Here is a 23,548-nt window from a genome sequence, read left to right as displayed (position 1 = left end):
GTCCGTGAAGGTTCCCCTCACGGACTCTGATTCCCTCAAGGCGTCCTTCACGGCCTGCACCCTCACTGCAGCGTGTCCGAGGCGGTCGCGCGCAGCGTGCCCCCGGCACCGGCGACCGCGACGACGTTCAGCGCGAGCAGATCGTCGAACGCGGCATCCGCGGCCAGCTCCCGCACCTGGATCTGGTACCGCGGCGTCGTCCGGTAAGTCCCACCCTGCTCGTCGCTCACCTGCACCAGGAAGCCCTGATCAGCCAAGAACCGCAGCGCGCGCGACACCATGCCGCGCGTCGTGTCCGCGGCCATCCGGCCGTCTTTCGTCGCGGCTGCGGCCGGACGGCGGGCGTACGCGCGCCATGCCTGCTCCAGCTCCGGCGCGTCTGCCAGCGGGTCGTTGTTCGATTCAGCCTGCTGTGCCCGCTCTTCGAGCACGCGCGCCGCTTCGCGCACCATCGCGTCGACCTGTTCGACGCTCACCCGGCCGATGTACGTGTCGTTCGCCAAGTCGTCCGGACGCGGATAGCCGAGAGCGGCCGCCGCGAGGTGGATCAAGCCGTGCAGCACCTTCTCCGTCTCGCGGCGCTCGCGGATCTTCGCCTGCCGGGCGTAGCTGTCCATCTTGATCTCGAAGACGGACTCGTCGGTGGCCGCCAGCACGCACCCGGCCTGCTGCGTCACCTCCAGCACCATCAGCCCCAGCCCGGAGGCGACAGCGTGGGTGAGCGCCTTGAACGCGTTGTCCTCGCTGTAACGGCGCACCAGTTCGCCGTACACGACGTCGCGCGCGGGCAGCTGCTTCGGGCGCATCCCGAACGCGACGAGGCGCGCGGCAGCCTCGGCGTCGACACTCGTGTGCGTCACCGGCATCAGGCGACCTCCTCGGTCTCGTCGTGGCGTACCGCAAAACGCCCCAATGTGGCATTGGGTGCATCACACGCACCCAATGCCACATTGGGTGCGTTGGATGCACCCAATGTGGCATTGGGGCGCTCGGGTCGCCTCCGGAGAACCGGCATCAGGCGACCTCCTCGGTCTCGTCGTCGACTCGCTCGACTTCCGCGGTGGACAGCAGCAGGTCCGCCCCGCCGAACTCCGGATCGTCAAGCAGGGCGCCGTCGTCAACGGCCAGCAGCACCTGGCGTTCCCCCTGCCGGCGCGCGGCGCCGACCTCGGGACTGTAAGCGTGCAGCGCGCGCAGTGCGACCAGGGACGGCAGCCCTGGCTGGCCGGACCGGCGCGCGTCCTCCAGCAGACCGGACAGCCGGCGCGGCACGTCCGGCAGGTCGAGCAGGTCGTCGGCAAGGCGCCATACGTCGTCGCCGAACCGGTCGGTGACCTCGGCTGGCACCAGCTCCGGCTCCGGCACCTCGCCGACCAGCTGGTCCCGCTCCGGGGCCGGCCGAAGCAGCAGCGACACGAGCGACGAGAGCGCGGGCACGACCGGCGTCGAGATGCCCGCGACGGCGTGGAAGAAATGCTCGGCGGGGGCGGTGGCATCGGCCAGCGGCAGGCCCAGCGTGGGCAGCAGCAGCTGGCCGTACAGGTCGATGGTCGCGCGCTGCGGCGGGCCGGAGAACTGCTGGCGGTCCTGTTCGGCGCGGAAGACCGCGCCCGCGTCGGCGATCCGCGACTGCAGCCGGGTGTGGCGCCGGATGCAGTCCGCGACGATGTCGACAAGTTCGGCCGCGCGGCGCTTGTGGTCTGGATCCTCGGACTCGTCGCGTGCGGTGGTGATGTTCTTCAGGATCGCGTTCTCCGCGCGGAACCGGGACTCGATGTGCCCGAGCGCCGATTCGATCAGCTCGGGCACCTCCTCCTCCCAGTCGACCGCACGCACGTCGCGCCGGGTGGCGTCGAGCTTCGCGCGCAGCGTCTCGCCGTACTGGACGGTGCGGTAGCGCGCCTGCTCGGCGGCCAGCTTCGCGTCCGCCAGCCGGCCCCGGTTGATCAGGTTCTCCAGCTTCACTTCGGCCGCGATCTGCGCCGACTCGACGTCCGTGTCCAGTGCGCCGACCAGCACGTTGATCGCCTCGTCGGTGGCGCGCAGGTATACCTCGCCGTCCGGCGCGGCCAGCTCGACCAGCAGCTTGAAGTCGAACTGGCGGCGCTGGTAGCCGCCCGGGCCGAGCGAGCCGTACACCCGGCGGAAGCCGCGGTCGGTGGTGCCGACGTTGATCAGGTTGTCCAGCACCCATTTGGCGACGCGGACGTGCTCGTCCGGCATCCGCGACGGAGCCTGCACCGCGATGAACGGCAGCAGCCGGTCGATCACCTGGTCGTGCCCTGCCCCGGTGTCGAAGTCCATCGCGATGGTGACCTGGTCGATCGTGTGCAGCGCGATCTCGGCCATCTGGTAGATCGTCGCGTCGGCCCAGTCCAGCTTCGCCTTGCGCGCGTCGAGGTCGTGCAACGGCGCGGTGCAGGCGAGCGCCTTCAGCCGACGGGTCAGCCCCTCGTCGGCCAAGCCCGCGGCACCCATCTCGTCGTATCGCACAGCAGGCCAGGCTAGTCGGCCCGCCCCGGCGCCCGCACACGCGGACGGCTAGCGTGGCGATCATGCGGGAGATGACGAGGGCGGAGTGGTGGGCGTTCGCGAGCGAGGGCACGCGGACCGGGATGCTGGGCCTCGTGCGCGCGAACGGCGCGGCGATCGTCACGCCGGTCTGGTTCCTGCTCAACGAGGGTCCAGACGGCGACGAGCTGATCTTCACCACCGGCACCGACACGCTCAAAGGCAAGGCCCTGGCCCGCGACCCGCGGCTTTCGCTCGCGGTCGACGACCAGAAGCCGCCGTATTCCTACGTCCAGTTCACCGCCGAGGCGAAGCTGCACCACGACCTGGACGAGATGCTGGAATGGGCCACCCGGCTCGGCTCGCGGTACATGGGCGAGAAGGAGGGGCCCGCCTACGGCAAGCGGAACGCGGTCCCGGAAGAATCCCTCGTCCGGGCGAAGATCACCAAGGTGATCGCCCGGGCCGACATCGCCGGGTTCTGACCCGCCCGAGCTCTGCCGCACCCGGATTCTCCGCCCGGGCTCTGGCCCAGGTTCTCCACCATGGCTCGCCGCCCGGGCTCTCGGCGAGCGTTCGCCGCGCCCTTTCGCGACCGGCTGTCCGCGACGCCCGTTGCGGAGCGTAATGCCGCGCTTGCGCTATTGACACCGCCCCCGCCGAGGGTGTGTGATCTGTCCCGATAAATAGGAAACTTTCCTAACGAAGACCTCCGCCGCCGCCCCGATCCCCCTCAAGCAGGAGGCCCTCCGTGGCACGACGCTCGACGTGGAGCGCGCTGTTCGCCGGTACCGCGGCGACCGCGCTCGGCTGTGCACTGATCGCCCCGGTGGCCGCCCATGCGGCGGCCGCGGACTACGAATCCGAGGACACGACCCTCTCCCAGGCCAAGATCGCCACGAACCACCCCGGCTACTCCGGCAAGGGCTTCGTGGACTTCGACAACCTGGCCGGCAGCTACGCCGACTACTCGGTGAACACCACGCAGGCCGGCACGCACACGCTGACTTTCCGCTACGCCAACGGAACCGCCGACGACCGGCCGATGAAGCTGGTCGTCGACGGCGGCGACAAGGGCACGGTTTCCTTCCCCAGCACGGGTTCCTGGTCGACGTGGAAGACCGTCGCCGCGACCGTGCAGCTCACTGCCGGCGTGAACCACGTCCGCACCGTGTCGACGACCGCGAACGGCGGGCCGAACGCGGACAAGATCACCGACACGTTCAACGCGCCGGCCGACACCGAGCCGCCGACACCGCCCAAGAACTTCACGGTGTCGAACATCCGGCCCACCGCGGCGGACTTCCGCTGGGACCCGGCCACCGACAACGTCGGCGTCACCCGCTACGAAATCAACCGCGGCGGCAACACGCTGAAGGTGGTGGACGGCAAGACCACGTCGGCGACGGTCGACTCGCTGACCCCGAACACGTCGTACGACATCTCGGTGATCGCCTACGACGCGGCAGGAAACCCGTCCCAGCCGAGCAACGTGCTCGCGGTGAAAACCCCGCCCAGCAACGACAAGACCCCGCCGACCGTGCCCGGTTCGCTGAAGGTCACCGGCAGCACCTCGGACAGCGTTTCGTTGTCCTGGAAAGCTTCCACCGACGACAGCGGCACCGTGGCCGGCTACGACGTGTACCAGGGCGACAAGGTCGTCGCCAGCACCGCGCAGACCTCGGCGACGGTCAGCGACCTCAAGCCGAACACCTCGTACACGTTCACGGTGAAGGCGCGCGACCCCAACGGCAACACCTCGGCGGCGAGCAACGCGGCGACCGCGAAGACGACCGGTGCCACCACTGGCGGCGGCGGAATCCCTTCGTACGACAAGGACATCGCGAAGGTCGACCTCGGCTGGGCGGTCGGGTTCCTGCCGAACGGCAACGCGCTGGTCACCGAGCGGGACCGGTTCGAGCTGCTGCAGATCACGCCGGACGGCACGAAGACGACGCTGGGCAAGATCCCCGGCGTGGTCACCACCAACGGCGAAGGCGGCCTGCTGGGCCTGGCGATCTCGCCGCAGTGGAACACCGACCACGCGGTGTACCTGTACCACACGTCGGCCAGCGACAACCGGATCGTGAAGGTGACCTACGACGGCACGACGCTGTCGAAGACCACCACCCCGGTGCTGACCGGCATCGCGAAGAACCAGTACCACAACGGCGGCCGGATCGCGTTCGGCCCGGACGGCAAGCTGTACGCCACCGTCGGCGACGCGAAGGTGAAGGCCAACGCGCAGAACAAGAACTCGCTCAACGGCAAGATCCTCCGGCTCAACGCCGACGGTTCCGCGCCGAGCGACAACCCGTTCTACGCGACCGGCGGCAACGCGCGCTATGTGTGGAGTTACGGCCACCGCAACCCGCAGGGCCTGGCCTGGGACTCGCACGGCCAGCTGTGGTCGACCGAGTTCGGCGAGAGCAGCCAGGACGAGCTGAACCTGATCCAGAAGGGCGGCAACTACGGCTGGCCGTCCTGCGAGGGCACGATCGGCAAGTGCGACGGGTTCATCGCGCCGAAGAAGACCTGGAAGACCTCTGAGGCCGGCCCGTCCGGAATGGCGATCGTCAACGACTGGATCTACATCGCTGCGGTGACCGGCGAGCAGATGTTCGTCACCCAGATCAACGCGAAGGGCGACGGGATCGGCACCGTGTCCGCGGTGTTCTCCGGCCGCTGGGGCCGGCTGCGCTCGGTCACCCCGACGCCGGACGGGCACCTGTGGGTCACCTCGACGAACAACGACAAGCTCGGCGGGACGCCGGACAAGATCGACAACGTCGTGGTCCAGCTGAAGTTCCCCGGCGCCGCCGGATAAGCCGCGGCAGGGGGTGACCGGAGCGGCGCCGGTCACCCCCTGCCGCACCCATCACTCTGGCCGGTGGGTAAGGCCGCTGCCCGGCGATCACGGTGATCGCCGGGCAGCGGCTTTTTCACGCGACCAGCTCGTAGCAGCGGATGCGCGCCTCGGCGTCGTAAACGGGCACGGTGATCATGATTTCGGCGGCTCCGGTCTGCTCAGCCAGCGCGGCGAGCCGCTCTCGCACCTGCGCGGGTTCGCCGTATGCCTGTGCGGCTCGGAACTGCTGCAGCTGCGGCACCATCTCCGGCGCGAACTCGTAGCCGGCCGCCTGCTCCGGCGTGAGCAGCGGCTGGTCTCCCCCGCCGCCGGTGAGCAGATGGGACTTGAGGACGTTCATCGGACCGGCCAGGTACTCGGCCTCGTCGGCGGTCTCCGCGCAAATGGTCTCGACGCACAGCAGCACGTACGGCTCGGACCGCCACTTCGACGGCTGGAACTTCTCCCGGTAGCGGGCCAGCGAGGCCGCGGTGTTGTCCGGCCGGATGTGGTGCGCGAACGCGAGCGGCAGCCCGCGCGCGGCGGCGACCTCCGCGCCGGCCGGGCTGGACGCGAGCAGCCACGGCTCCGGGATCTCGGTCTTCTCCGGGATCGCCTTGCTGCTGCCGAGCCAGCCGAGCAATTCGTCGACGTCGGAGTGGTAATCGGCTTCCTCGGACGGCTCGGCGCCCCGCCGCATCGCCCGGATGACCTCCGGATCGACCGCGCCCGGACCGCGGCCGACGCCGAGGTCCACTCGTCCGCCGCTGAGCGCCGAGAGCGCCCCGAACTGCTCGGCGAGCACGAACGGTGCGTGGTTGGGCGCGAGGACGCCGCCGGACCCGACGCGCACCCGCGAGGTGACCGCGGCCGCGTGCGCCGCCAGGACTTGCGGAGAGGCGCTCGCGATGGCTGGGGAACCGTGGTGCTCGGCGAACCAGAGCCGGCGGTAACCGAGCTCGTCCAGTCGCTGAGAGACCCGCGGAAGCGGCGCGAGCGCCGCGGTAGCCGACTGCCCGGCTTCGATGAGTGCGAGCTCGAGTGCGGAGAGTGGCAGATCGATCATGCAGCCCACGGTAGCGAATCAGCCGGTGCGGCGGGAGTGATTTGTCCACTGTGGACGTGATATTCGCGGGAGCGTTCCCCGCCGGCCGGGCTCGGGAGTGTTCGTGCCGGTCGAACCCGGCATGAACACTCCCGAGCCCGGGGTCAGGCTTCTTCCTCCAGCATTTCCGGCGTCACCGCGGACTCGGTGTCCGGGATGCCCAGTTCCTTCGCGCGCTTGTCCGCCATCGCGAGCAGCCGCCGGATCCGGCCGGCCACCGCGTCCTTGGTCATCTGCGGGTCGGACAGCTGGCCCAGTTCCTCCAGCGACGCCTGCCGGTTCGACAACCGCAGGCGGCCCGCCGCCAGCAGGTGATCCGGTGCGGTGTCGCCCAGGATCTCCAGCGCGCGCTCCACCCGGGCCGCGGCCGCGACCGCCGCACGGGCCGAACGGCGCAGGTTCGCGTCGTCGAAGTTCGCCAGCCGGTTCGCGGTCGCGCGGACTTCGCGGCGCATCCGCCGTTCCTCCCACTGCAGCACGCTCGTGTGCGCGCCCAGCCGGGTCAGCAGCGCGCCGATCGCGTCGCCGTCGCGGACCACGACCCGGTCCGCGCCGCGCACCTCGCGCGACTTCGCTTGGATGCCCATCCGCCGGGCCGCGCCGACCAGCGCCAGCGCCGCTTCCGGGCCCGGGCAGGTCACTTCCAGCGACGACGACCGGCCCGGTTCGGTCAGCGAGCCGTGCGCCAGGAACGCGCCGCGCCACGCCGCTTCCGCGTCCGCCACGCCGCCGGACACGACCGCGGCGGGCAGCCCGCGCACCGGGCGGCCGCGCTGGTCGATCAGACCGGTCTGGCGCGCCAGGCCCTCACCGTCCTTGACCACTCGCACGACGTACCGCGTCCCCTTGCGCAGGCCGCCGCTGGCGGTGATCACGTGCACGTCCGAATGGTGCCCGTACAGCTCGTGAATCTCCTTGCGCAGCCGCCGCGCCACCGAACCCGTGTCCAGCTCCGCCTCGACCACGACCCGGCCGGCCACGATGTGCAGCCCGCCGGCGAACCGAAGCAGCGACGCGACCTCCGCCCGGCGCGGCCCGATCTTCGTGATCTCGAGCCGACTCAGTTCGTCCTTCACCGCGGCGGTCATCGCCATGTAGTGCCCCTCCTGCCTCTCGCTGCGCGCCCGCCGTCATCCACGGTGCTCCCCGCCGAGGCCGAGCGCCTCTCGCATGCACTGGGCGAGCGCACCAGGATCATGCCGTCCCGCCACGACCGGGTCAGCCACCGCCCCCAGGCAGGACCTGCCGCCGAGCCGCTGTGCCGCCCGACGCAGGCTTGCCGGGTCGGGCACCGAATCCCGGTCCGCGATGACGGCGTCGACCCGCAGCGCGGGCGCGTGCTCGAAGAGTACGTCCAAATGCCGCTCCGGCGAGAATCCGCCGGTTTCCCCCGGTTGGGGGACCAGATTCAGCACGACGACCTTCGTGGCCTTCGTGCGGACGAGCGCGTCGTGCAGATCCGGCACCAGCAGGTGCGGCAGCACGCTGGTGAACCACGAGCCGGGGCCGAGGAAGACCACGTCCGCCTCGAGCACCGCCTCGATCGCCTCCGGGCAGCCGCGCGGCGGGCGGTCCTGCTGCCCGGACGGGTGCAGGCTGATCCGGTGCACCTGGCCGGGCGTGCTGGCCACCGCGACCTGGCCGCGGATCCGGCGGACCGCGTCCGGGCGCTCGCTGTCGAGGCCGGTCACCTCGCCCTCGATCTCCAGCGGCTCCGGCGACATCGGCAGCACCCGGCCGGAGATGCCCATCAGCCTGCTGGCTTCGTCGAGCGCGGCGACCGGATCGCCGAGCACCTCGAACAGCCCGGCCAGCAGCAGGTTGCCGACGGCGTGCCCGGCCAGCGCGCCGTCGCCGCCGAACCGGTGCTGGAACACCTCCGCCCACAGCCGCCCGCCGTCCTCGGCGGCGAACGCGGCGAACGCCTGGCGCAGGTCGCCCGGCGGCAGCAACCCCAGTTCCCGGCGCAGCCTGCCGGACGACCCGCCGTCGTCGGCCACCGTGACCACCGCGGTGACGGCGCGGGTGATCCGCCGGAGGGCGGTCAGCGTCGCGTGCAACCCGTGTCCGCCGCCCAGCGCCACCGCGCGCACGTCACTCCCGGCCAAGATCCCGGTGCACCACCTTTACTGCCATGCCGTCCTCATTGGACAGTCGCTGGGCGAGTTCTTCGGAGATCGCGACGCTGCGGTGCTTGCCGCCGGTGCAGCCGACCGCGAGCGTCAGGTACCGCTTGCCTTCGCGCTTGTAGCCCGCCCCGATCAGCCGCAGCAGCTGGTGGTAGCGGTCGAGGAACTCCTCGGCCCCTTCCTGGGACAGCACGTAATTGCGCACCTCGCCGTCCAGCCCGGTGTGCTCGCGCAGCTCCGGGATCCAGAACGGGTTGGGCAGGAACCGCACGTCCATCACCAGGTCGGCGTCCATCGGCAGACCGTACTTGTAGCCGAAGGACAGCACGGTGACCCGGGTCTGCGTGCTCGCTTCGGAGCCGAACGCGTCCTCGATCTTCGCGCGCAGGTCGTGCACCGACAGCGCGGACGTGTCCAGCACCAGGTCGGCTTCCTCGCGCAGCGGCGAGAGCAGTTTGCGCTCGGCGGTGATGCCGTCGGCGAGCCGCCCGTCGCCCTGCATCGGGTGGCCGCGGCGGACCGATTCGAAGCGGCGCACCAGCACCGCGTCGGTGGCTTCCAGGAACAACACGCGCGGCTTGTAGCCGCGGGCGTCCAGGTCCTTGATCACCGAAGCCAGGTCGTCGGTGAACGCGCGCGAGCGCACGTCCATCACCACGGCCACCTTCGTGATCGCCCCCCGTGCCTGCGCACCGAGCTCGACCATGGTGGCGATCAGCTCCGGCGGCAGGTTGTCGACCACGAACCAGCCGAGGTCCTCCAGGCACTTGGCCGCCGTGGAACGGCCCGCACCGGACAGGCCGCTGACGACCGCGACCTCCATCCCGCTGCCCCGTTTTTCCTCTTGCGCACTCACTGCGATTCCTTCCCGATCACGACCCCTGGTCCCCTCCCGGTGTTCCCCGCGGCGCGGCGCCGGTCTCCCCGGCCAGTGCCGCTGCCACGGCTTCCGCGGTGCGCCTGCCGAAACCGGGCACCGCTTCGATCTCCTCGACCCGAGCCTGCTTGAGCTTTTTCACCGAGCCGAAGTGCTTGATCAGCGCGGTGCGCCGAGCCTGCCCCAGTCCGGGCACACTGTCCAATTCGGACGCCTGCATCCGCTTGGCGCGCTTCTCGCGGTGGTAGCGGATGGCGAACCGGTGCGCCTCGTCGCGCAGTCGCTGCAGCAGGTACAGCGCGTCGGACGTGCGCGGCAGGATCGCCGGCTCCGGATCGCCGGGCAGCCACACCTCTTCGAGCCGCTTCGCGAGCCCGACCACCGCGATGTCGGTGATGCCCAGCTCCGCCAGCACGTCCGCGGCCGCGGTGGCCTGCGGGCCGGCGCCGTCGACCACCAGCAGGTTCGGCGGGTAGGCGAACTTCCGCGGACGCCCGGTCTCCGGGTCGATGCCCGCGCGCACCGGCTCGATGGCCTCGTCGCCCGGCTGGCCGGCGGCTGCTTCCCCGGCGGATTTTTCGGCTCCGGCCGCGATCTCCGCGGTTTCCTTGAGATAGCGGTGGAATCGTCGCCGGACGACCTCCGCGATCGACGCCACGTCGCCCTCGGCCGCCGCCTCCCGCAACGCGAACTTGCGGTACTCGGACTTGCGCGGCAGCCCGTCCTCGAACACCACGAGCGACGCCACGACGTCGCTGCCCTGGATGTGGCTGATGTCGATGCATTCGATGCGCAGCGGCGCGGTGTCGAGCGCCAGATAGTCCTGAAGTTCCTGCAGCGCGGCGGATCGCGCGGTGAGATCGCCCGCGCGGCGCAGCTTGTGCTGGGTGAACGCTTCCGCCGCGTTGCGCGCCACGGTCTCCGCCAGCGCCTTCTTGTCGCCGCGCTGCGCGACCCGCAGCCGCACCCGCGACCCGCGCAGACCGGACAGCCACTCCTCGACCGCCTCCGCGTCCGCCGGCAACTCGGGCACCAGGACCTCGCGCGGCACCACCGGACCGGCCTCGACGCCGTCGTGGCCCGCCCGGTCGGATTCCTCGCCGTAAAACTGGGTGAGGAAGTGGTCGACGAGCGCCGGGACGTCCATTTCCTCGGCCTTGTCGATCACCCAGCCGCGCTGCCCGCGCACCCGCCCGCCGCGCACGTGGAAGACCTGCACGGCGGCTTCGAGTTCGTCGTGCGCGAAGGCGACGACATCGGCGTCCGTGCCGTCCCCGAACACCACGGCCTGCTTTTCCATCGCCCGGCGCAGCGCGCCGAGATCGTCGCGCAGCCGGGCCGCGCGCTCGAACTCCAGCGCCTCGGACGCATCCGCCATCTCGCGTTCCAGCCGCTTGACCATCGCGTCGGTGCGGCCGGCCAGGAAGTCGCAGAAGTCCTCGACGATCGCCCGGTGCTCGTCCGCGGACACCTTGCCGACGCACGGGGCCGAGCATTTGTCGATGTAGCCGAGCAGGCACGGCCGGCCGATCTGCCCGTGCCGCCGGAACACCCCGGCCGAGCAGGTGCGGGCGGGGAAGACGCGCAGCAGCAGGTCGAGCGTCTCGCGGATGGCCCAGGCGTGCGAATAGGGCCCGAAATAGCGGACGCCCTTTTTGCGCGCGCCGCGGTAGACGTGCAGCCGGGGGTACTCCTCGTTGAGCGTGACGGCGAGGACCGGGTAGCTCTTGTCGTCGCGGTAGCGGACGTTGAACCGCGGGTCGAACTCCTTGATCCAGTTGTACTCCAGCTGGAGCGCCTCGACCTCGGTGCCGACGACGGTCCACTCGACGCTCGCCGCCGTGGTGACCATCTGCCGGGTGCGCGGGTGAAGACCGGAGAGGTCGGCGAAGTACGAGTTCAGCCTGCTGCGCAAGCTCTTCGCTTTGCCCACGTAGATGACGCGCTTGCCGGGGTCGCGGAACTTGTACACGCCAGGCGCGTCCGGGATGGTCCCCGGCTGGGGTCGGTAGGTGGTCGGGTCAGCCACGTGCCCCACTGTATGGCGCGGGTCCGACAGTTCCGGGGAGACCCCTGGCAGCGGCGCGGCACCGGGCGGATCCGACCGTTCCGGACGTTTCCGACGTTAGTCGGTTCCCCGGTCGGGTGATCGCGCGGTTACTTTCGGTTCTCCGCAGATCCCCGCCCCGAAGGGAACTCCGCCATGCGCACCCGATTCGCCGCCGCGGCTGTCACCGCCGCCGCACTGCTCTCGCTCGCCGTCCCCGGCGCCGCCACCGCGGCCGAGCCGAGAATCATCGGCGGCGGCACCGCGCCGTCCGTCAGCTGGGGCGCGCAGGTCTACGTCAACACCCCCGGCCGCGACTTCCAGGGCTTCAACTGCTCGGGCACCGTGATCGCGCCGCGGTGGGTGATGACCGCGGTGCACTGCCTCGACCAGGACGGCTCCGGCATGTTCGTCCGCGTCGGCTCCAACACCCTTTACGGCGGCACGAAGATCGCCGTCGACCGCGAGGAACAGTCGCCCAACGGCGACATCGCGCTGCTGCACCTCGCGCAGTCGACCTCGGCCGGTCCGATCTCGCTCGGCGGCGCCGACCCGGCGACCGGCAGCACCAACCAGCTGTACGGGTGGGGCCGCACCACGCCGACCGGACCGCCCGCGTCGGCGCTGAAGGTCGCGAACGTCCAGGTGACCGGCCAGTCGACGGACGCCTACGGCGGCCGCGCGATCCAGAGCGTCGGCGTGAACGGCTCGGCGTGGAAGGGCGACTCCGGCGGACCCGAACTGTCCGGCGGCGCACAGGTCGGGGTCGCGTCGACGGTGCAGAACCAGGACGGCACGAACACCCGCGGCACCAACAACTACGCGAGCGTGGCCGCGAGCCGCTCGTGGATCCGGAGCACCTCGGGCGTGTGACCCGCTCGTCCGGGCGGGCCCGCGCGGACCCGCCCGGACCGGTACTGCACCGTGCTGCCGTACCGTGGTCTGGCCCGCCCGCCGACCGCTCAGGGAGCGCATTCGCCATGTCCGTCCGCGTCGCCACCTGGAACGTCAACTCCATCGTTCCCCGCCTGCCCCGCGTGCTCGACTGGCTCGACGACACCGCGCCGGACGTCCTGTGCTTGCAGGAGCTGAAGAACACCACCGAAGCCTTCCCCGCCGAGGAGATCACCGCGCGCGGATACGAAATCGCCGCGTACGGGCTCGGCCGGTGGAACGGGGTCGCGATCCTGTCGAAGATCGGGCTGGACGACGTCGTGCGCGGGCTGCCGGGCGAGCCCGGGTTCGACGGGCAGGCCGAGGCGCGTGCGATCGGCGCGACGTGCGGCGGGATCCGGCTCTGGTCGGTGTACGTGCCGAACGGGCGGGAGCCGGAAAACCCGCACTACGCCTACAAACTCGAGTGGTTCGAGAAGCTGCACAGCCTGGTCGTCGAGGAACTGGGCCACGACCGGCCGTTCGCGGTGCTCGGCGATTTCAACGTCGCGCCCGCCGACGAGGACGTCTGGGACATCTCGGCGTTCGCCGATTCCACGCACGTCACCGAGCCGGAACGCGCCGCGCTGAAGAAGCTGCGCGACGCGGGGCTGTCCGACGTCTTCCCGCGGCCGCTGAAGTACGACCACCCGTTCACCTACTGGGACTACCGCGCCGGAAACTTCCCCAACAACAAGGGAATGCGCATCGACCTGGTCTACGCGAACGACGCGTTCGCCAAAGCGGTCACCGATTCCTATGTGGACCGCAACGCCCGCAAGGGCAAGGGTCCCTCGGACCACGCTCCGATCGTGGTGGACCTGGAGCGCTGAGCCGAGGGTCAGGCGGGCGCGACGATGTCGTCGGCCAGCGGAGCGACCGCGCCGACGATCTGGTCCACGACGGGCTGCGGCACGCCCGCCGCCAGCAGCGCTTCGATCAGGTATTTCGCGACCAGGTCGAAGTGCCGCTGTTCGATACCGCGTCCGCGATGGACCTCTTTCATCGTGCGGCCGCGATACTCGTGCGGACCGCCGAGCGCGACCGCGAAGAACTCCACCTGCATGCCTTTGAGCCGCGGCAGGCTGGTGCCGACGAAGAACGGCGCGAGGTCGGGGTCGGCGAGTACTCGAACGTAGAAGTCGTCCACCACGGCGACGAGGGCTTCCTCGCCGCCGATCTGCTCGTAAATGCTGCTCATAGCGCACTAGAAAAGCGGTGCCGCATTTCGGCCGCGTGTCGCGACCGTCAACGTCGGGCTAGCAAAACCTCACCGCCGCCGCGGGCTCACGCCTCGGTCGCGGCCCGGTGCAGCTTCCGCAGCGCGCGCACCGCCGCCACCGCGCGGTCCCGGTCCACCGCCTGCACGGCCATCACCGAGAAGTATTCGTCGTCCGGCAGCTCCAGCCGCGCCCACGACGCGCCGTCCGGGAAGCTGATCGACAGCACCTGATCCCAGGTGAACACCCGCCGCGCGATGACGTTGCGGACCTCGATGCCGGTGGCGTCCGCGCGCACCCGCGCGTTGCCGAACAGCATCGTCCCGGCGGCCAGCGCCACGCCGATGCCGATCATCGCGATCTGGTCCGACGCCTCGAACACCACGCCGGTGTGCGAGTTGCGCAGCAGGACCGCGACGATCACGAACGCCGCGAGCAGCGCCACCGCCAGGACGCTGCACATGACGAGCGCACGGCGCGGCCGGATCACGAGGGTGGTCTGCGGCTCGGTCATCACGCTCACACGAATCCCCGCTCGGTCCACGGCTTGCCCAGGCCGCGCAGCACGTGCGCGGTGTCGAGCGCCGCCACGGCCGCTTCGTAGCCCTTGTCCTCGACCGAGCCGGGCATGCCGGAACGGTCCAGCGCCTGCTGCTCGGTCTCGCAGGTCAGCACGCCGTTGCCGACCGGGGTGCTCTCGTCGAGCGCCACCCGGGTGAGGCCGGCGGTCACCGCGTCGCAGACGTACTCGAAGTGCGGAGTGCCGCCTCGGATCACGACGCCCAGCGCGACGACCGCGTCGTGGTTGCGCGCCAGCGCCTGCGCGACGACCGGCAGCTCGATCGCGCCGGCCACCCGGACCACCGTGGGCTCTTCCTCGAGCTCGGCGTCCTTCGCGGCGGCGAGCGCGCGCTCCAGCAGCACGTCGGTGATCTTGGCGTTCCACCGCGTCGCGACGATCCCCAGCTTCAGGGACTTGCAGTCGCGCAGGTCGAGCGCGGCGTCCGGCCGCCCCTCGCCGCTCATCGCGTGGTGTCCTCCTCGGTGGCGGGGCCGGCCGCGCCGACCTGGTCGTAGTGCTCCAGCTGGCTGAGGTCGTGCCCCATCCGGTCGCGCTTGGTGCGCAGGTACCGCAGGTTCTCCGGGTTCGGCGAGATGGGCAGCGCTTCGCGGCCGGTGACGCGCAACCCGTAGCCCTCCAGGCCGACCCGCTTCGCCGGGTTGTTCGTCAGCAGCCGCATCGACCGGACACCCAGGTCGCACAGGATCTGCGCGCCGGTGCCGTAGTCGCGCGCGTCGGCCGGCACGCCCAGCGCCAGGTTCGCGTCGACGGTGTCCGCGCCCGCGTCCTGCAGCTGGTACGCCTGCAGCTTGTGCAGCAGGCCGATGCCCCGGCCTTCGTGCCCGCGGATGTAGAGCACGACGCCGCGCCCCTCGTCGGCCACCTTCTGCAGCGCGGCGTCCAGCTGTGGGCCGCAGTCGCAGCGCAGCGAGCCGAAAACGTCGCCGGTCAGGCATTCGGAGTGCACCCGGACCAGGATGTCCTCGCCGTCGCCGATCTCGCCGTACACGAACGCGACGTGCTCGATCCCGTCCAGCAGGCTGTCGTAGCCGACCGCGCGGAAGGTACCCGCGGCCAGCGGGATCCGCGCCTCGGCGACGCGTTCCACCTGCTTCTCGGTGCGCCGCCGGTAGGCGATCAGGTCGGCGATCGAGATGATCTGGAGGTCGTGGTCGGCGGCGAACACTTCCAGCTCGTCGCGCCGGGCCATGTCGCCCTCGTCCTTCTGCGACACGATCTCGCAGAGCACGCCCGCCGGGTGCAGGCCGGCCAGCCGGGCCAGGTCGACCGACGCCTCGGTGTGCCCGGGACGGCGCAGCACGCCGCCTTCCTTGGCGCGCAGCGGAACCACGTGCCCGGGACGGCGGAAGTCCTTCGCGGTGGCTTCCGGGTCGGCCAGCAGGCGCGTGGTGTGCGCGCGGTCGGCCGCGGAGATGCCGGTGCTGATGCCCTCGGCCGCGTCGACCGTGACGCTGTACGCGGTGCCGCGCTGGTCCTGGTTCGTGTGGTACATCGGCGGCAGGTCGAGCCGGTCCGCCTCGGACTCGGTCAGCGCGACGCACACGTAGCCGGACGTGTAGCGGACCATGAACGCGAGCAGCTCCGGCGTCGCCTTCTCGGCGGCGAAGATGAGGTCACCCTCGTTCTCGCGGTCCTCGTCGTCGACCACGACCACGGCGCGCCCGGCCGCGATGTCCGCGATCGCGGCTTCGATCGCGTCCGCGTCGACTTTCGCGCCGGCCCCGCACGGGGCCCAGCCCGTCTGCTGCCCGGACGCCTTCGTCTCGCTCACGGGTGCTCCTTCGCTACCGCCAGGTGGATGTCACACATTGTGCGCGTTCGCCGCCACGTGTGGCGCAGTGAGCTTCTCCACGTATTTGGCTACGACGTCCACTTCGAGGTTCACGAGATCGCCGGCTTCGCGCCGGCCGAGTGTGGTGACTTCGAGCGTGGTGGGGATCAAGGCGACCGAAAACCGGTCGTCGGACACGCTCGCGACGGTCAGCGATACGCCGTCGACGGCGATCGAGCCCTTCTCCACGACGTATCGAGACAAGGCGCGGGGCAGCGAGAACGTGGTCACGCCGCGCTCGTCGCGGGACACGAACGCACCGGTGCCGTCGACATGGCCCTGCATGATGTGGCCGCCGAGCCGCCCGCCCGCCGGGGTCGCGCGCTCGAGGTTCACCGCGTCGCCGACCGCCACCTTCGCGAGGCTGGAACGCTGCAGTGTCTCGTTCACCACATCGACGGTGAACTCGCCGTCGGACACCGTGACGACGGTCAGGCAGACGCCGCTGACCGCGATCGAATCGCCGTGGCCGGCGTCCGAGGTGACGAGCGGCCCGCGCACGGTGAGCCGGGCAGCATCGGTGAGCTGCTCGACCGCGGTGACCTCGCCGACCTCTTCGACAATTCCCGTGAACACTGCTGCCTCCTCGACCGGCCACCGCCGTAGGTGGCGTCTCCATCCAACACCCGTCCGGCCCGGCGCGGTGCGCCCGGGCAGCGGGTCAGCCGACGCGAAGGCGGGCGGCCTGTTCGCGCAGCGCGGCGACGGCCTGGCCGGGGTCCTCGGCGCCGTAGACGGCCGAGCCCGCGACGAAACAGTCGACGCCCGCCTCGGCGGCCTGTTCGATGGTGTCGGCGTTGATCCCGCCGTCGATCTCGACGATCAGCTTCAGGTGGCCGGTGTCCACCAGCCGGCGCGCGGTGCGCACCTTCTCCAGCACGTCGGCGATGAACGACTGCCCGCCGAAGCCCGGCTCGACCGACATCACGAGCAGCGTGTCGTAGTGCTTCAGCGTTTCCAGGTGCGGTTCGAGCGGGGTGCCCGGCTTGACCGACAGGCCGGCCTTCGCACCCGCGGCGCGCAGGTTCTTGGCCAGCATGACCGGGTCCTTCGCGGCTTCCACGTGCACCGTGACGTTGTACGCGCCGGCCTCGGCGTAGGCCGGGGCCCAGCGGTCCGGGTCGTCGATCATCAGGTGGCAGTCGAGCGGCAGGTCGGTCGACTTCAGCAGCGACTGCACCACCGGCAGGCCCAGGGTCAGGTTCGGCACGAAGTGCGCGTCCATGACGTCCACGTGCACCCAGTCGGCGCGGGTGGCGCCGGGGTGGGCGATGGCCGCGATCTCCTCGCCGAGCCGGGCGAAGTCCGCGGACAGGATGCTGGGTGCGATGAGAGGTGAAGCCACGACCCGAGTGTAAGAGGGCCGGGTTCCCCGCTGTTCACCGGCCGTGACCGCACCGGAGTTCGCTTTCCGGACACAAAGCGCTCATCCGGATTCTCCGTATCGAACACATCAGCGAGCGCTAATGGGTCACGACCGGAAGTTCCGGACGAGATGCCCCCCGAGGAGAACCATGAGAACCGTCTTGGCAGGCCGTCGCAAGTGGCTGGCCGCGGGCGCATTAGGCGTCGCGCTGGTCGCTGCTGCCCCCGTCGCGCTGGCCGCGCAGGGCAACCAGGACGACCAGGGCGCGCGCACCGCTTCGGCCGGCGCGGGCGACCGCACGCAGGAGATCCGCCAGGCGATCCAGGGCGGTGCCGCGCGCAACGTCATCCTGTTCATCGGCGACGGCATGGGCGATTCCGAGATCACCGCGGCGCGCAACTACGAACGCGGCGCCGCCGGCCGGCTCTCGATGGACGAGCTGCCGCTGACCGGCGATTACACCACGTACGCGGTCGAGAAGGGCAACCCGGCGAAACCGGACTACGTCACGGACTCCGCGGCGTCCGGCACCGGCTGGGCGACCGGTACGAAGACCTACAACGGCGCGATCTCGGTGGACGCCTACGGCAACCCGCTGCCGACGCTGCTGGAGCTGGCCAAGCGCAACGGCCTGCGCACCGGCGACGTGACCACTGCCGAGGTCCAGGACGCCACCCCGGCCGTCCAGGGCGCGCACGTCGTCGACCGCGACTGCAAGGGCCCGGACGAGACCACCAAGAAATGCGCGCAGAACGCCAAGGAGAACGGCGGCGCGGGCTCGATCTCGGAGCAGCTCGTGCAGACCCGCCCGGACGTGCTCCTGGGCGGCGGCGCGAAGTATTTCGACCAGAAAGCCACCGCGGGCCAGTTCAAAGGCAAGCCGGTCCTGGAGCAGGCCAAGGCAGCTGGGTACCGCGTCCTCACCACCGCCGACGACCTGGCCAAGGCCGGTCCCGGCCAGCCGGTGCTCGGCCTGTTCGCGCCAGGCAACCTGCCGGTGAACTGGGTCGGCCCGAAGCCGGCCGTGGGCGGCACCGCACCGGCCCGCTGCGCGGCGAACCCGGCCCTGCCGAAAACCCAGCCGAAGCTGGTCGCGCAGACCCAGAAGGCGCTGCAGCTGCTCGAGGACCGCAAGAGCAACAAGGGCTTCTTCCTCCAGGTCGAGGGTGCGTCGATCGACAAGCAGGACCACGCCGCGGACCCGTGCGGCCAGATCGGCGAGACGATCGACTTCGACGCGGCGGTCGCGGCCGGCCTGGCCTACGCCCGGACGCACTCGGACACGCTGGTCGTGGTGACCGCGGACCACGGGCACACCAGCCAGATCGTGTCGAACGACGCGAAGTCGCCGGGCCAGACCGCCACGTTGATCACCAACGAGGGCGCGAACATGACGATCAACTACGGCACCGCGATGCCGGGTTCGTCGATGGAGCACACCGGGACCCAGGTGCGGATCGCGGCGTACGGTCCGCAGGCGGCGAACGTCGTCGGGCTGACCAACCAGACCGACCTGTTCGGCACCGTCAAGCGCGCACTGAAGCTGCGCTGACTCTCGCCTGAACGTGCGTGAAGGGAACTTTGAGGGACTCTGATTCCCTTAAAGTTCCCTTCACGGCGCGGGCAACAGGTCCAAGGGCTCGGACCAGGGGCGGCTCGGGTCCAGCTGGTGCAGCCGGACGCCTGCGCCGGCGAGCGTGTCCAGGTGCCGTTGCCATGCCGGGTGATGCGCCCGGGTCGGCTGGATCTGATACGCCACGACAATGGTGATGCCCGGTGCGCCCAGGACATCGCCGAGCAGCGTCAGCGCTTGGTTGTCCGCGATGCCCAGTGCCAGTTTCGCGATCGAATTCGCCGATGCGGGCGCGAACAGGAACACCCGCGGGTCCGGATGCGGGCGCGGTTCCCCGGGCAGCCGCGACGCGCTGCGCACCGGAAGGTCCGTCGTCGCCTGGAGTTCCGCCAGGCCGCCGGTCGTGTCCAGCCAGCGGTGCGCGGTCGGCGTCAGGGTGACGGCCAGCCGCCAGCCCCGGGCGGCGGCGGGCTTGGCCAGCTCGGCGGTGAACCGGAGGTCCAGTCCGCCGCACGAGCTGGCGACCAAGCCCAGGTCCGTCACGGCTTGCGCAGCACGGCGCAGAACATCGCGTCGGTGCCGTGCCGGTGCGGCCACAGCTGCACGTACGGGCCGTCGCCGAGCTGCGGGACGCCGGGGAAGAACTCCCGTGCGTCCAGGATCTCCGACTTGGTCCGGCGAGCGGTTTCCCCGACTACGCCTTCGGTTTCGGCCAGGTGCGGCGAGCACACCACGTACGCGACGATGCCGCCGGGGCGCACCAGGTCCAGCGCCGCGACCAGCAGTTCGCCCTGCAACTTGGTGAGGTCCGCGACGTCGGAGGGCTTGCGCCGCCACCTGGCTTCCGGACGGCGGCGCAGCGCGCCCAGTCCGCTGCACGGGGCGTCGACGAGGACGCGGTCGTAGCCGGGTTCGAGGCCGCTGTCGCGACCGTCGGCGACGTGCACGGTGACCGGCAGGCCCTCGGTCGCGTTCTCGATGAGCCGGGCCCGGTGCTCGGCCTTCTCGACCGCGTCGACACGCGCACCGCTGCTCTTGGCCAGCGCGCCGAGCAGCGCGGCCTTGCCGCCGGGGCCCGCGCACAGGTCCAGCCAGCGTTCGTCCGGGCCTTCCAACGGGGCCTTCGTGACCGCGATGGCGCATAGCTGGCTGCCCTCGTCCTGCACCGCGGCGAGGTGCTCGCGCACCGGCGCGACCTCGGCCGGGTCGCCCGCGCCGGAAGGCAGGCGCACACCGTACGGCGAGTACGGCGCGAGGTCGCCGCCGGTGATCGCGGCGAGTTCGTCGGCGCTGATCTCGCCCGGGCGCGCGACCAGGTGCACCTCCGGACGGGCGTCGTCGGCTTCCAGTGCGGCTTTCAGCTCCGCACCCTTGTCCCCCAACGCTTCCGCGAACGACCGGGCCACCCAGCGCGGGTGCGCCGAGCGCAGCGCATACGCGCCGATCGGGTCGGTCGCCTCGTCCGGCGCGACCTCGGTGAGCCACTGCGTTTCGTCCTTTGTGGACACCACACGCAGGATCGCGTTGACGAAACCGGTCGCCCACGAACCGGCTTCCGCGCGCACCAGGTCCACAGTGGACCCGACCGCGGCGTGCTCCGGGATGCGGGTGCGCAGCAGCTGGTAGACGCCGAGGCGCAGCGCGTCGAGCACCACCGGGTCGGTCTTCTCGATCGGCCGGTCCGCGCACGCGGCGATCACCGCGTCGAGCAGCCCCTGCGCCCGGGCGGTGCCGTAGGTCAGCTCTGTGGCCAGCGCGGCGTCGCGCCCGCTGATCCGGCGTTCGCGCAGCATCTGCGGCAGGACCAGGTTCGCGTACGCGTCTTTCTCGCGCACGGCGCGCAGCACGTCGAACGCGACCTGCCGGGCGGGGTCCACCTCCGGCGGACGCCGCGGTCCCTGTTTGCGCGGGGCCGGCCGGCCCCGTTGCGGCCTCGACGGCCTCCGTTCTCCACGCTCGTTCACCGCAGGCGCTCCCCTTCTTCGATCCTCGTACCGCGCGCCCAGTCGGTGGCCGCCATCCGTTTCTTGCCCGCTGCCTGGACCTCGCCCAGCCGCACCGGTTTCGTCGCCGTGCCCACGAGCACCCGCTTGCGCTCGACGACCAGCTCGCCCGGCGGCGGACCGGGTTCGTCGACCACGGTGACCGGCCCGAGCTTGAACCGCTCGCCGCGGAACTCCGCCCACGCGCCGGGTTCCGGCGTGACCGAGCGAATGTGCCGATCGACCGCGGCCGCCGGGTCGGCGAACGACACCCGCGCGTCCTCGACCGTCACCTTCGGCGCGTAGCTCATGCCCTCGGCGGCCTGCTCGACCGCACGCAGCGTGCCGTCTTCGATGCCGTCCACCGTGGACCGCAACAGCTCCGCACCGGACTCGGCGAGCCGGCCCAGCAGCGCACCGGACGTGTCGTGCGGGCCGATCGTCTCGGTGACGACGCCGAATACCGGCCCCGCGTCGAGCTCCTTCACGATCCGGAAAGTCGACGCTCCGGTGATCTCGTCCCCGGCCCGGATCGCCGCCTGGACCGGTGCCGCACCGCGCCACGCGGGCAGCAGCGAGAAGTGCAGATTCACCCAGCCATGCACCGGGATGTCGAGCGCGGACTGCGGCAGCAGGGCACCGTAGGCGACCACCGGGCAGACTTCCGGCGCGAGTTCGCGCAGCCGGGCGAGGAAGGCCGGATCGCCCGCGCGCGCCGGCGTGAGCACCTCGATGCCGTGCTCGTCGGCGAGTGCCCCGACCGGGGACCGGAGGACTTTGCGCCCGCGCCCGGCCTGCGCGTCCGGCCGGGTCACGACGGCGACGACCTCGTGCCGTTCGGACTCGAGCAACGCGCGCAACGACGGGACGGCGGGTTCCGGGGTGCCGGCGAAAACGAGACGCATCACCGCACCTCCGGACGGGAAAAGGGGATTTCAGGCTGGTCGGACATCAGATGGGAGTCTAGAAGACGCGGCCGCGAGGACGCGGCGCGGGCGGCTCGCCGGAGCGAGTGCCAGGATCGTCTCATGACGACGCTGAAGGCGACCCTGCACGACGACCTGACGACCGCGATCAAAGCCAGGGACCAGCTGCGCTCCGCCACGCTGCGCCTGACCCTGTCGGCGATCGGCTACGAAGAGACAGCGGGCACCGAGGCCCGCACCCTCTCGGACGACGAGGTGCGGAAGATCATCACCCGCGAGGTGAAGAAGCGCCGAGACGCCGCGGACGCGTTCGCGAAGGCAGGCCGCACCGAGTCGGCGGAGCGGGAACTGGCGGAGGCGGAGGTGCTGACCGGGTACCTGCCGGCGCAGCTCTCGGACGAAGAACTGCGGAAGCTGGTTTCGGACGCCATCGCGGAAAGCGGCGCTTCGGGAATGGCCGGAATGGGCGCGGCGATGAAGGCGGTGCAGCCGAAGGTCGCCGGACGCGCGGAGGGTTCTCGGGTGGCGGCTGAAGTCAAGCGGCAACTGGCTGCCGGATGAGGTGAAAGCAGGCCGGTCCGAGAGCGGGCGAAGGTTCGGCTGCCGGCACGCCGGAGGCAGCGGAACCCGTCGCCGGGCCGCCCGCGGATCCTCGGCTCAGCCGCACTGCCGGCAGACGCCTCGATGCTGAACACCGACCCGGTCGCGGGTCGCTCGTCAACCACCTTTCCCGCTTTGACCAGCGACCCGGGACCGTGGCCTCAACCCGGCTCCGCGGTGCCCGGGCGCCAGTTTCCCGGCAATGACGGGAACTTCCGCGCACAGCAAAAAACCCGCCCTCGCCGGCAACCGGCTGAGAACGGGCCTGCCTGTGACTCCCTACCCGGCGTATACCGCCACCAACGCCAACGTGGCCGCCCCGCCGACCCCGGCGACCGCCATCACCAAACTCGCCGACGCCGAAACCGCGGTAGCCACCCGCAGCACCGCGCGGACCATCCGCACCAGCACCCGCAACACCAGAGCGATCACGACGATCCCCGCCACCAGCATCGCGGCCGGAACCCCTCCGCCGGGCTCCGCCGAGGCGAGCACCGCGCTCATCACAATCCCACCCGCTCGTCGTTCCGGCGCGAAGCTTCCAGCTTGCGCTGCCGCTCCGATCCGAGGTTCCAGGCCCACCGCCACCCGGCCCACATCGACGCGGCCGAGCCGGCGAACGTGATCACGAACGCCTGTCCTACGAGTCCGTCGAGCGGCGCGAGCCGGAGCAGCACCAGCAGCGCCCAGATCTGCGCCACCGTGAACGGCACGACCAAAGCTGCGGCATAAACCCCGCGACGCCAGCGAGCCGGCTGCGGAGACCGGGCATACGGATCCATGACTGCCTCCCTCAGTGGTGCGTATCTTCAGAATTCCCCTGTGGCACAGGGGAATCTGTGTCAGCAGACACGTTGGAGGGAAGATCCCCGCCGGCCGTCCGCCGGCAACCCGGCGTTAAGGCAAAGACAGTTCGCGCGCAATAAAAAAAGCCGCGCTCGCGGCACGGCCGAAGGGGAGGCGGCGGGCTCGCGACCGCGCTGTCGCCACCCGCCTTGGCCGCCGTTCGCCGGTCGG

24 protein-coding genes are annotated in these 23,548 nt (G+C 70.9%); 6 read left to right on the top strand and 18 right to left on the bottom strand.

Annotated features, from left to right (window positions below):
• Positions 1-62: 62 nt before the first annotated feature.
• The gene (locus AMYBE_RS0104500; protein WP_020658147.1) at positions 63-866 is read right to left on the bottom strand and encodes a hypothetical protein; all 804 of its coding nucleotides are present in this window, start codon (positions 864-866) and stop codon (positions 63-65) included.
• 148 nt (positions 867-1,014) lie between these two features.
• On the bottom strand, positions 1,015-2,478 hold the full coding sequence (locus AMYBE_RS0104495; protein WP_020658146.1) for a hypothetical protein: 1,464 nt from the start codon (positions 2,476-2,478) through the stop codon (positions 1,015-1,017).
• 77 nt (positions 2,479-2,555) lie between these two features.
• On the opposite strand from AMYBE_RS0104495, the gene AMYBE_RS0104490 reads away from it, so the two are divergent.
• Positions 2,556-2,996: a PPOX class F420-dependent oxidoreductase gene (locus tag AMYBE_RS0104490; protein WP_027927371.1), complete on the top strand. Its 441-nt coding sequence runs from the start codon at positions 2,556-2,558 to the stop codon at positions 2,994-2,996.
• Between the two features lie 266 nt (positions 2,997-3,262).
• On the top strand, positions 3,263-5,338 hold the full coding sequence (locus AMYBE_RS0104485) for a PQQ-dependent sugar dehydrogenase (RefSeq protein ID WP_020658144.1): 2,076 nt from the start codon (positions 3,263-3,265) through the stop codon (positions 5,336-5,338).
• Positions 5,339-5,453: 115 nt separating this feature from the next.
• On the opposite strand, the gene AMYBE_RS0104480 is transcribed toward AMYBE_RS0104485, so the two are convergent.
• From AMYBE_RS0104480 to uvrC, 5 genes are all read right to left on the bottom strand, one after another.
• Entirely contained in the window at positions 5,454-6,425 is a 972-nt protein-coding gene (locus tag AMYBE_RS0104480; RefSeq protein WP_020658143.1) for an LLM class flavin-dependent oxidoreductase, read from the bottom strand.
• Between the two features lie 143 nt (positions 6,426-6,568).
• On the bottom strand, positions 6,569-7,558 hold the full coding sequence (gene whiA / locus AMYBE_RS0104475; RefSeq protein WP_020658142.1) for a DNA-binding protein WhiA: 990 nt from the start codon (positions 7,556-7,558) through the stop codon (positions 6,569-6,571).
• 36 nt (positions 7,559-7,594) lie between these two features.
• Positions 7,595-8,557, bottom strand: coding sequence for a gluconeogenesis factor YvcK family protein (locus AMYBE_RS0104470; protein WP_020658141.1), 963 nt, complete (start codon positions 8,555-8,557; stop codon positions 7,595-7,597).
• Position 8,558: 1 nt separating this feature from the next.
• Positions 8,559-9,416, bottom strand: coding sequence for an RNase adapter RapZ (gene rapZ, locus AMYBE_RS0104465; RefSeq protein WP_020658140.1), 858 nt, complete (start codon positions 9,414-9,416; stop codon positions 8,559-8,561).
• A gap of 49 nt (positions 9,417-9,465) precedes the next feature.
• Positions 9,466-11,499 carry an excinuclease ABC subunit UvrC gene (gene uvrC, locus AMYBE_RS0104460; RefSeq protein WP_084469865.1) on the bottom strand — a complete coding sequence of 678 codons (2,034 nt, stop codon included), beginning with the start codon at positions 11,497-11,499 and terminating at the stop codon, positions 9,466-9,468.
• Between the two features lie 174 nt (positions 11,500-11,673).
• Between uvrC and AMYBE_RS0104455 the strand changes: the two genes are divergently transcribed.
• Together AMYBE_RS0104455 and AMYBE_RS0104450 are read left to right on the top strand one after the other, a co-directional pair.
• The gene (locus AMYBE_RS0104455; protein ID WP_020658138.1) at positions 11,674-12,390 is read left to right on the top strand and encodes a S1 family peptidase; all 717 of its coding nucleotides are present in this window, start codon (positions 11,674-11,676) and stop codon (positions 12,388-12,390) included.
• A gap of 107 nt (positions 12,391-12,497) precedes the next feature.
• Positions 12,498-13,283 carry an exodeoxyribonuclease III gene (locus AMYBE_RS0104450; RefSeq protein WP_020658137.1) on the top strand — a complete coding sequence of 262 codons (786 nt, stop codon included), beginning with the start codon at positions 12,498-12,500 and terminating at the stop codon, positions 13,281-13,283.
• 8 nt (positions 13,284-13,291) lie between these two features.
• Here AMYBE_RS0104450 and AMYBE_RS0104445 read toward each other — a convergent pair whose 3' ends face one another.
• From AMYBE_RS0104445 to rpe, 6 genes are all read right to left on the bottom strand, one after another.
• Complete coding sequence (locus AMYBE_RS0104445) at positions 13,292-13,651, bottom strand: group I truncated hemoglobin (RefSeq protein WP_020658136.1); 360 nt, start codon at positions 13,649-13,651, stop codon at positions 13,292-13,294.
• 86 nt (positions 13,652-13,737) lie between these two features.
• Positions 13,738-14,184 carry a PH domain-containing protein gene (locus AMYBE_RS0104440; protein WP_027927369.1) on the bottom strand — a complete coding sequence of 149 codons (447 nt, stop codon included), beginning with the start codon at positions 14,182-14,184 and terminating at the stop codon, positions 13,738-13,740.
• Positions 14,185-14,189: 5 nt separating this feature from the next.
• A complete protein-coding gene (gene ribH / locus AMYBE_RS0104435) occupies positions 14,190-14,696 on the bottom strand; it encodes a 6,7-dimethyl-8-ribityllumazine synthase (RefSeq protein WP_020658134.1) in 507 nt (168 codons plus the stop codon).
• Positions 14,693-16,024: a bifunctional 3,4-dihydroxy-2-butanone-4-phosphate synthase/GTP cyclohydrolase II gene (locus AMYBE_RS0104430; RefSeq protein ID WP_020658133.1), complete on the bottom strand. Its 1,332-nt coding sequence runs from the start codon at positions 16,022-16,024 to the stop codon at positions 14,693-14,695. Before AMYBE_RS0104430 ends, ribH begins: the two co-directional genes overlap by 4 nt.
• A 30-nt stretch (positions 16,025-16,054) precedes the next feature.
• Positions 16,055-16,660 carry a riboflavin synthase gene (locus AMYBE_RS0104425; protein WP_020658132.1) on the bottom strand — a complete coding sequence of 202 codons (606 nt, stop codon included), beginning with the start codon at positions 16,658-16,660 and terminating at the stop codon, positions 16,055-16,057.
• Positions 16,661-16,745: 85 nt separating this feature from the next.
• Complete coding sequence (rpe, locus tag AMYBE_RS0104420) at positions 16,746-17,429, bottom strand: ribulose-phosphate 3-epimerase (RefSeq protein ID WP_020658131.1); 684 nt, start codon at positions 17,427-17,429, stop codon at positions 16,746-16,748.
• 169 nt (positions 17,430-17,598) lie between these two features.
• On the opposite strand from rpe, the gene phoA reads away from it, so the two are divergent.
• Entirely contained in the window at positions 17,599-19,002 is a 1,404-nt protein-coding gene (gene phoA, locus AMYBE_RS0104415) for an alkaline phosphatase (protein WP_020658130.1), read from the top strand.
• A 60-nt stretch (positions 19,003-19,062) separates the two neighbouring features.
• On the opposite strand, the gene AMYBE_RS0104410 is transcribed toward phoA, so the two are convergent.
• Genes AMYBE_RS0104410 through fmt form a run of 3 tightly spaced genes read right to left on the bottom strand, consistent with a single transcriptional unit; the run spans position 19,063 to position 21,910 of the window.
• Positions 19,063-19,566, bottom strand: a complete 504-nt coding sequence (locus AMYBE_RS0104410) for a flavoprotein (protein ID WP_020658129.1) — start codon at positions 19,564-19,566, stop codon at positions 19,063-19,065.
• Entirely contained in the window at positions 19,563-20,987 is a 1,425-nt protein-coding gene (locus AMYBE_RS0104405; protein ID WP_027927368.1) for an RsmB/NOP family class I SAM-dependent RNA methyltransferase, read from the bottom strand. Before AMYBE_RS0104405 ends, AMYBE_RS0104410 begins: the two co-directional genes overlap by 4 nt.
• Positions 20,984-21,910 (bottom strand): methionyl-tRNA formyltransferase, encoded by a 927-nt coding sequence (gene fmt / locus AMYBE_RS0104400; RefSeq protein WP_020658127.1) that lies wholly within the window; start codon positions 21,908-21,910, stop codon positions 20,984-20,986. Before fmt ends, AMYBE_RS0104405 begins: the two co-directional genes overlap by 4 nt.
• Before the next feature lie 123 nt (positions 21,911-22,033).
• Here fmt and AMYBE_RS0104395 point away from each other — a divergent pair, with 123 nt between their 5' ends.
• The gene (locus tag AMYBE_RS0104395) at positions 22,034-22,492 is read left to right on the top strand and encodes a GatB/YqeY domain-containing protein (RefSeq protein ID WP_020658126.1); all 459 of its coding nucleotides are present in this window, start codon (positions 22,034-22,036) and stop codon (positions 22,490-22,492) included.
• 318 nt (positions 22,493-22,810) lie between these two features.
• Here the strand turns inward: AMYBE_RS0104395 and AMYBE_RS0104390 are convergent, their stop codons facing one another.
• Positions 22,811-23,035: a hypothetical protein gene (locus AMYBE_RS0104390; protein WP_020658125.1), complete on the bottom strand. Its 225-nt coding sequence runs from the start codon at positions 23,033-23,035 to the stop codon at positions 22,811-22,813.
• Positions 23,035-23,313, bottom strand: coding sequence for a hypothetical protein (locus AMYBE_RS0104385; protein ID WP_020658124.1), 279 nt, complete (start codon positions 23,311-23,313; stop codon positions 23,035-23,037). Before AMYBE_RS0104385 ends, AMYBE_RS0104390 begins: the two co-directional genes overlap by 1 nt.
• Between the last annotated feature and the right edge of the window lie 235 nt (positions 23,314-23,548).

Origin of the sequence: Amycolatopsis benzoatilytica AK 16/65 (assembly GCF_000383915.1) — a bacterium.
Classification (GTDB): domain Bacteria; phylum Actinomycetota; class Actinomycetes; order Mycobacteriales; family Pseudonocardiaceae; genus Amycolatopsis; species Amycolatopsis benzoatilytica.
The sequence above is the reverse complement of the archived record's forward strand: the minus strand, read 5'-3'. Positions and strand labels throughout refer to the sequence as shown.

Excerpts from the sequence above, each read along its gene's own strand:
- AMYBE_RS0104385 (WP_020658124.1), bottom strand. The coding sequence starts at position 23,313 with ATGGATCCGTATGCCCGGTCTCCGCAGCCGGCTCGCTGGCGTCGCGGG.
- AMYBE_RS0104455 (WP_020658138.1), top strand. The coding sequence starts at position 11,674 with ATGCGCACCCGATTCGCCGCCGCGGCTGTCACCGCCGCCGCACTGCTC.
- AMYBE_RS0104500 (WP_020658147.1), bottom strand. The coding sequence starts at position 866 with ATGCCGGTGACGCACACGAGTGTCGACGCCGAGGCTGCCGCGCGCCTC.
- fmt (WP_020658127.1), bottom strand. The coding sequence starts at position 21,910 with ATGCGTCTCGTTTTCGCCGGCACCCCGGAACCCGCCGTCCCGTCGTTG.
- AMYBE_RS0104495 (WP_020658146.1), bottom strand. The coding sequence starts at position 2,478 with ATGGGTGCCGCGGGCTTGGCCGACGAGGGGCTGACCCGTCGGCTGAAG.
- AMYBE_RS0104445 (WP_020658136.1), bottom strand. The coding sequence starts at position 13,651 with ATGAGCAGCATTTACGAGCAGATCGGCGGCGAGGAAGCCCTCGTCGCC.
- ribH (WP_020658134.1), bottom strand. The coding sequence starts at position 14,696 with ATGAGCGGCGAGGGGCGGCCGGACGCCGCGCTCGACCTGCGCGACTGC.
- AMYBE_RS0104490 (WP_027927371.1), top strand. The coding sequence starts at position 2,556 with ATGCGGGAGATGACGAGGGCGGAGTGGTGGGCGTTCGCGAGCGAGGGC.
- AMYBE_RS0104440 (WP_027927369.1), bottom strand. The coding sequence starts at position 14,184 with ATGACCGAGCCGCAGACCACCCTCGTGATCCGGCCGCGCCGTGCGCTC.
- whiA (WP_020658142.1), bottom strand. The coding sequence starts at position 7,558 with ATGGCGATGACCGCCGCGGTGAAGGACGAACTGAGTCGGCTCGAGATC.
- rapZ (WP_020658140.1), bottom strand. The coding sequence starts at position 9,416 with ATGGAGGTCGCGGTCGTCAGCGGCCTGTCCGGTGCGGGCCGTTCCACG.
- phoA (WP_020658130.1), top strand. The coding sequence starts at position 17,599 with ATGAGAACCGTCTTGGCAGGCCGTCGCAAGTGGCTGGCCGCGGGCGCA.
- AMYBE_RS0104450 (WP_020658137.1), top strand. The coding sequence starts at position 12,498 with ATGTCCGTCCGCGTCGCCACCTGGAACGTCAACTCCATCGTTCCCCGC.
- AMYBE_RS0104480 (WP_020658143.1), bottom strand. The coding sequence starts at position 6,425 with ATGATCGATCTGCCACTCTCCGCACTCGAGCTCGCACTCATCGAAGCC.
- AMYBE_RS0104395 (WP_020658126.1), top strand. The coding sequence starts at position 22,034 with ATGACGACGCTGAAGGCGACCCTGCACGACGACCTGACGACCGCGATC.
- AMYBE_RS0104390 (WP_020658125.1), bottom strand. The coding sequence starts at position 23,035 with ATGAGCGCGGTGCTCGCCTCGGCGGAGCCCGGCGGAGGGGTTCCGGCC.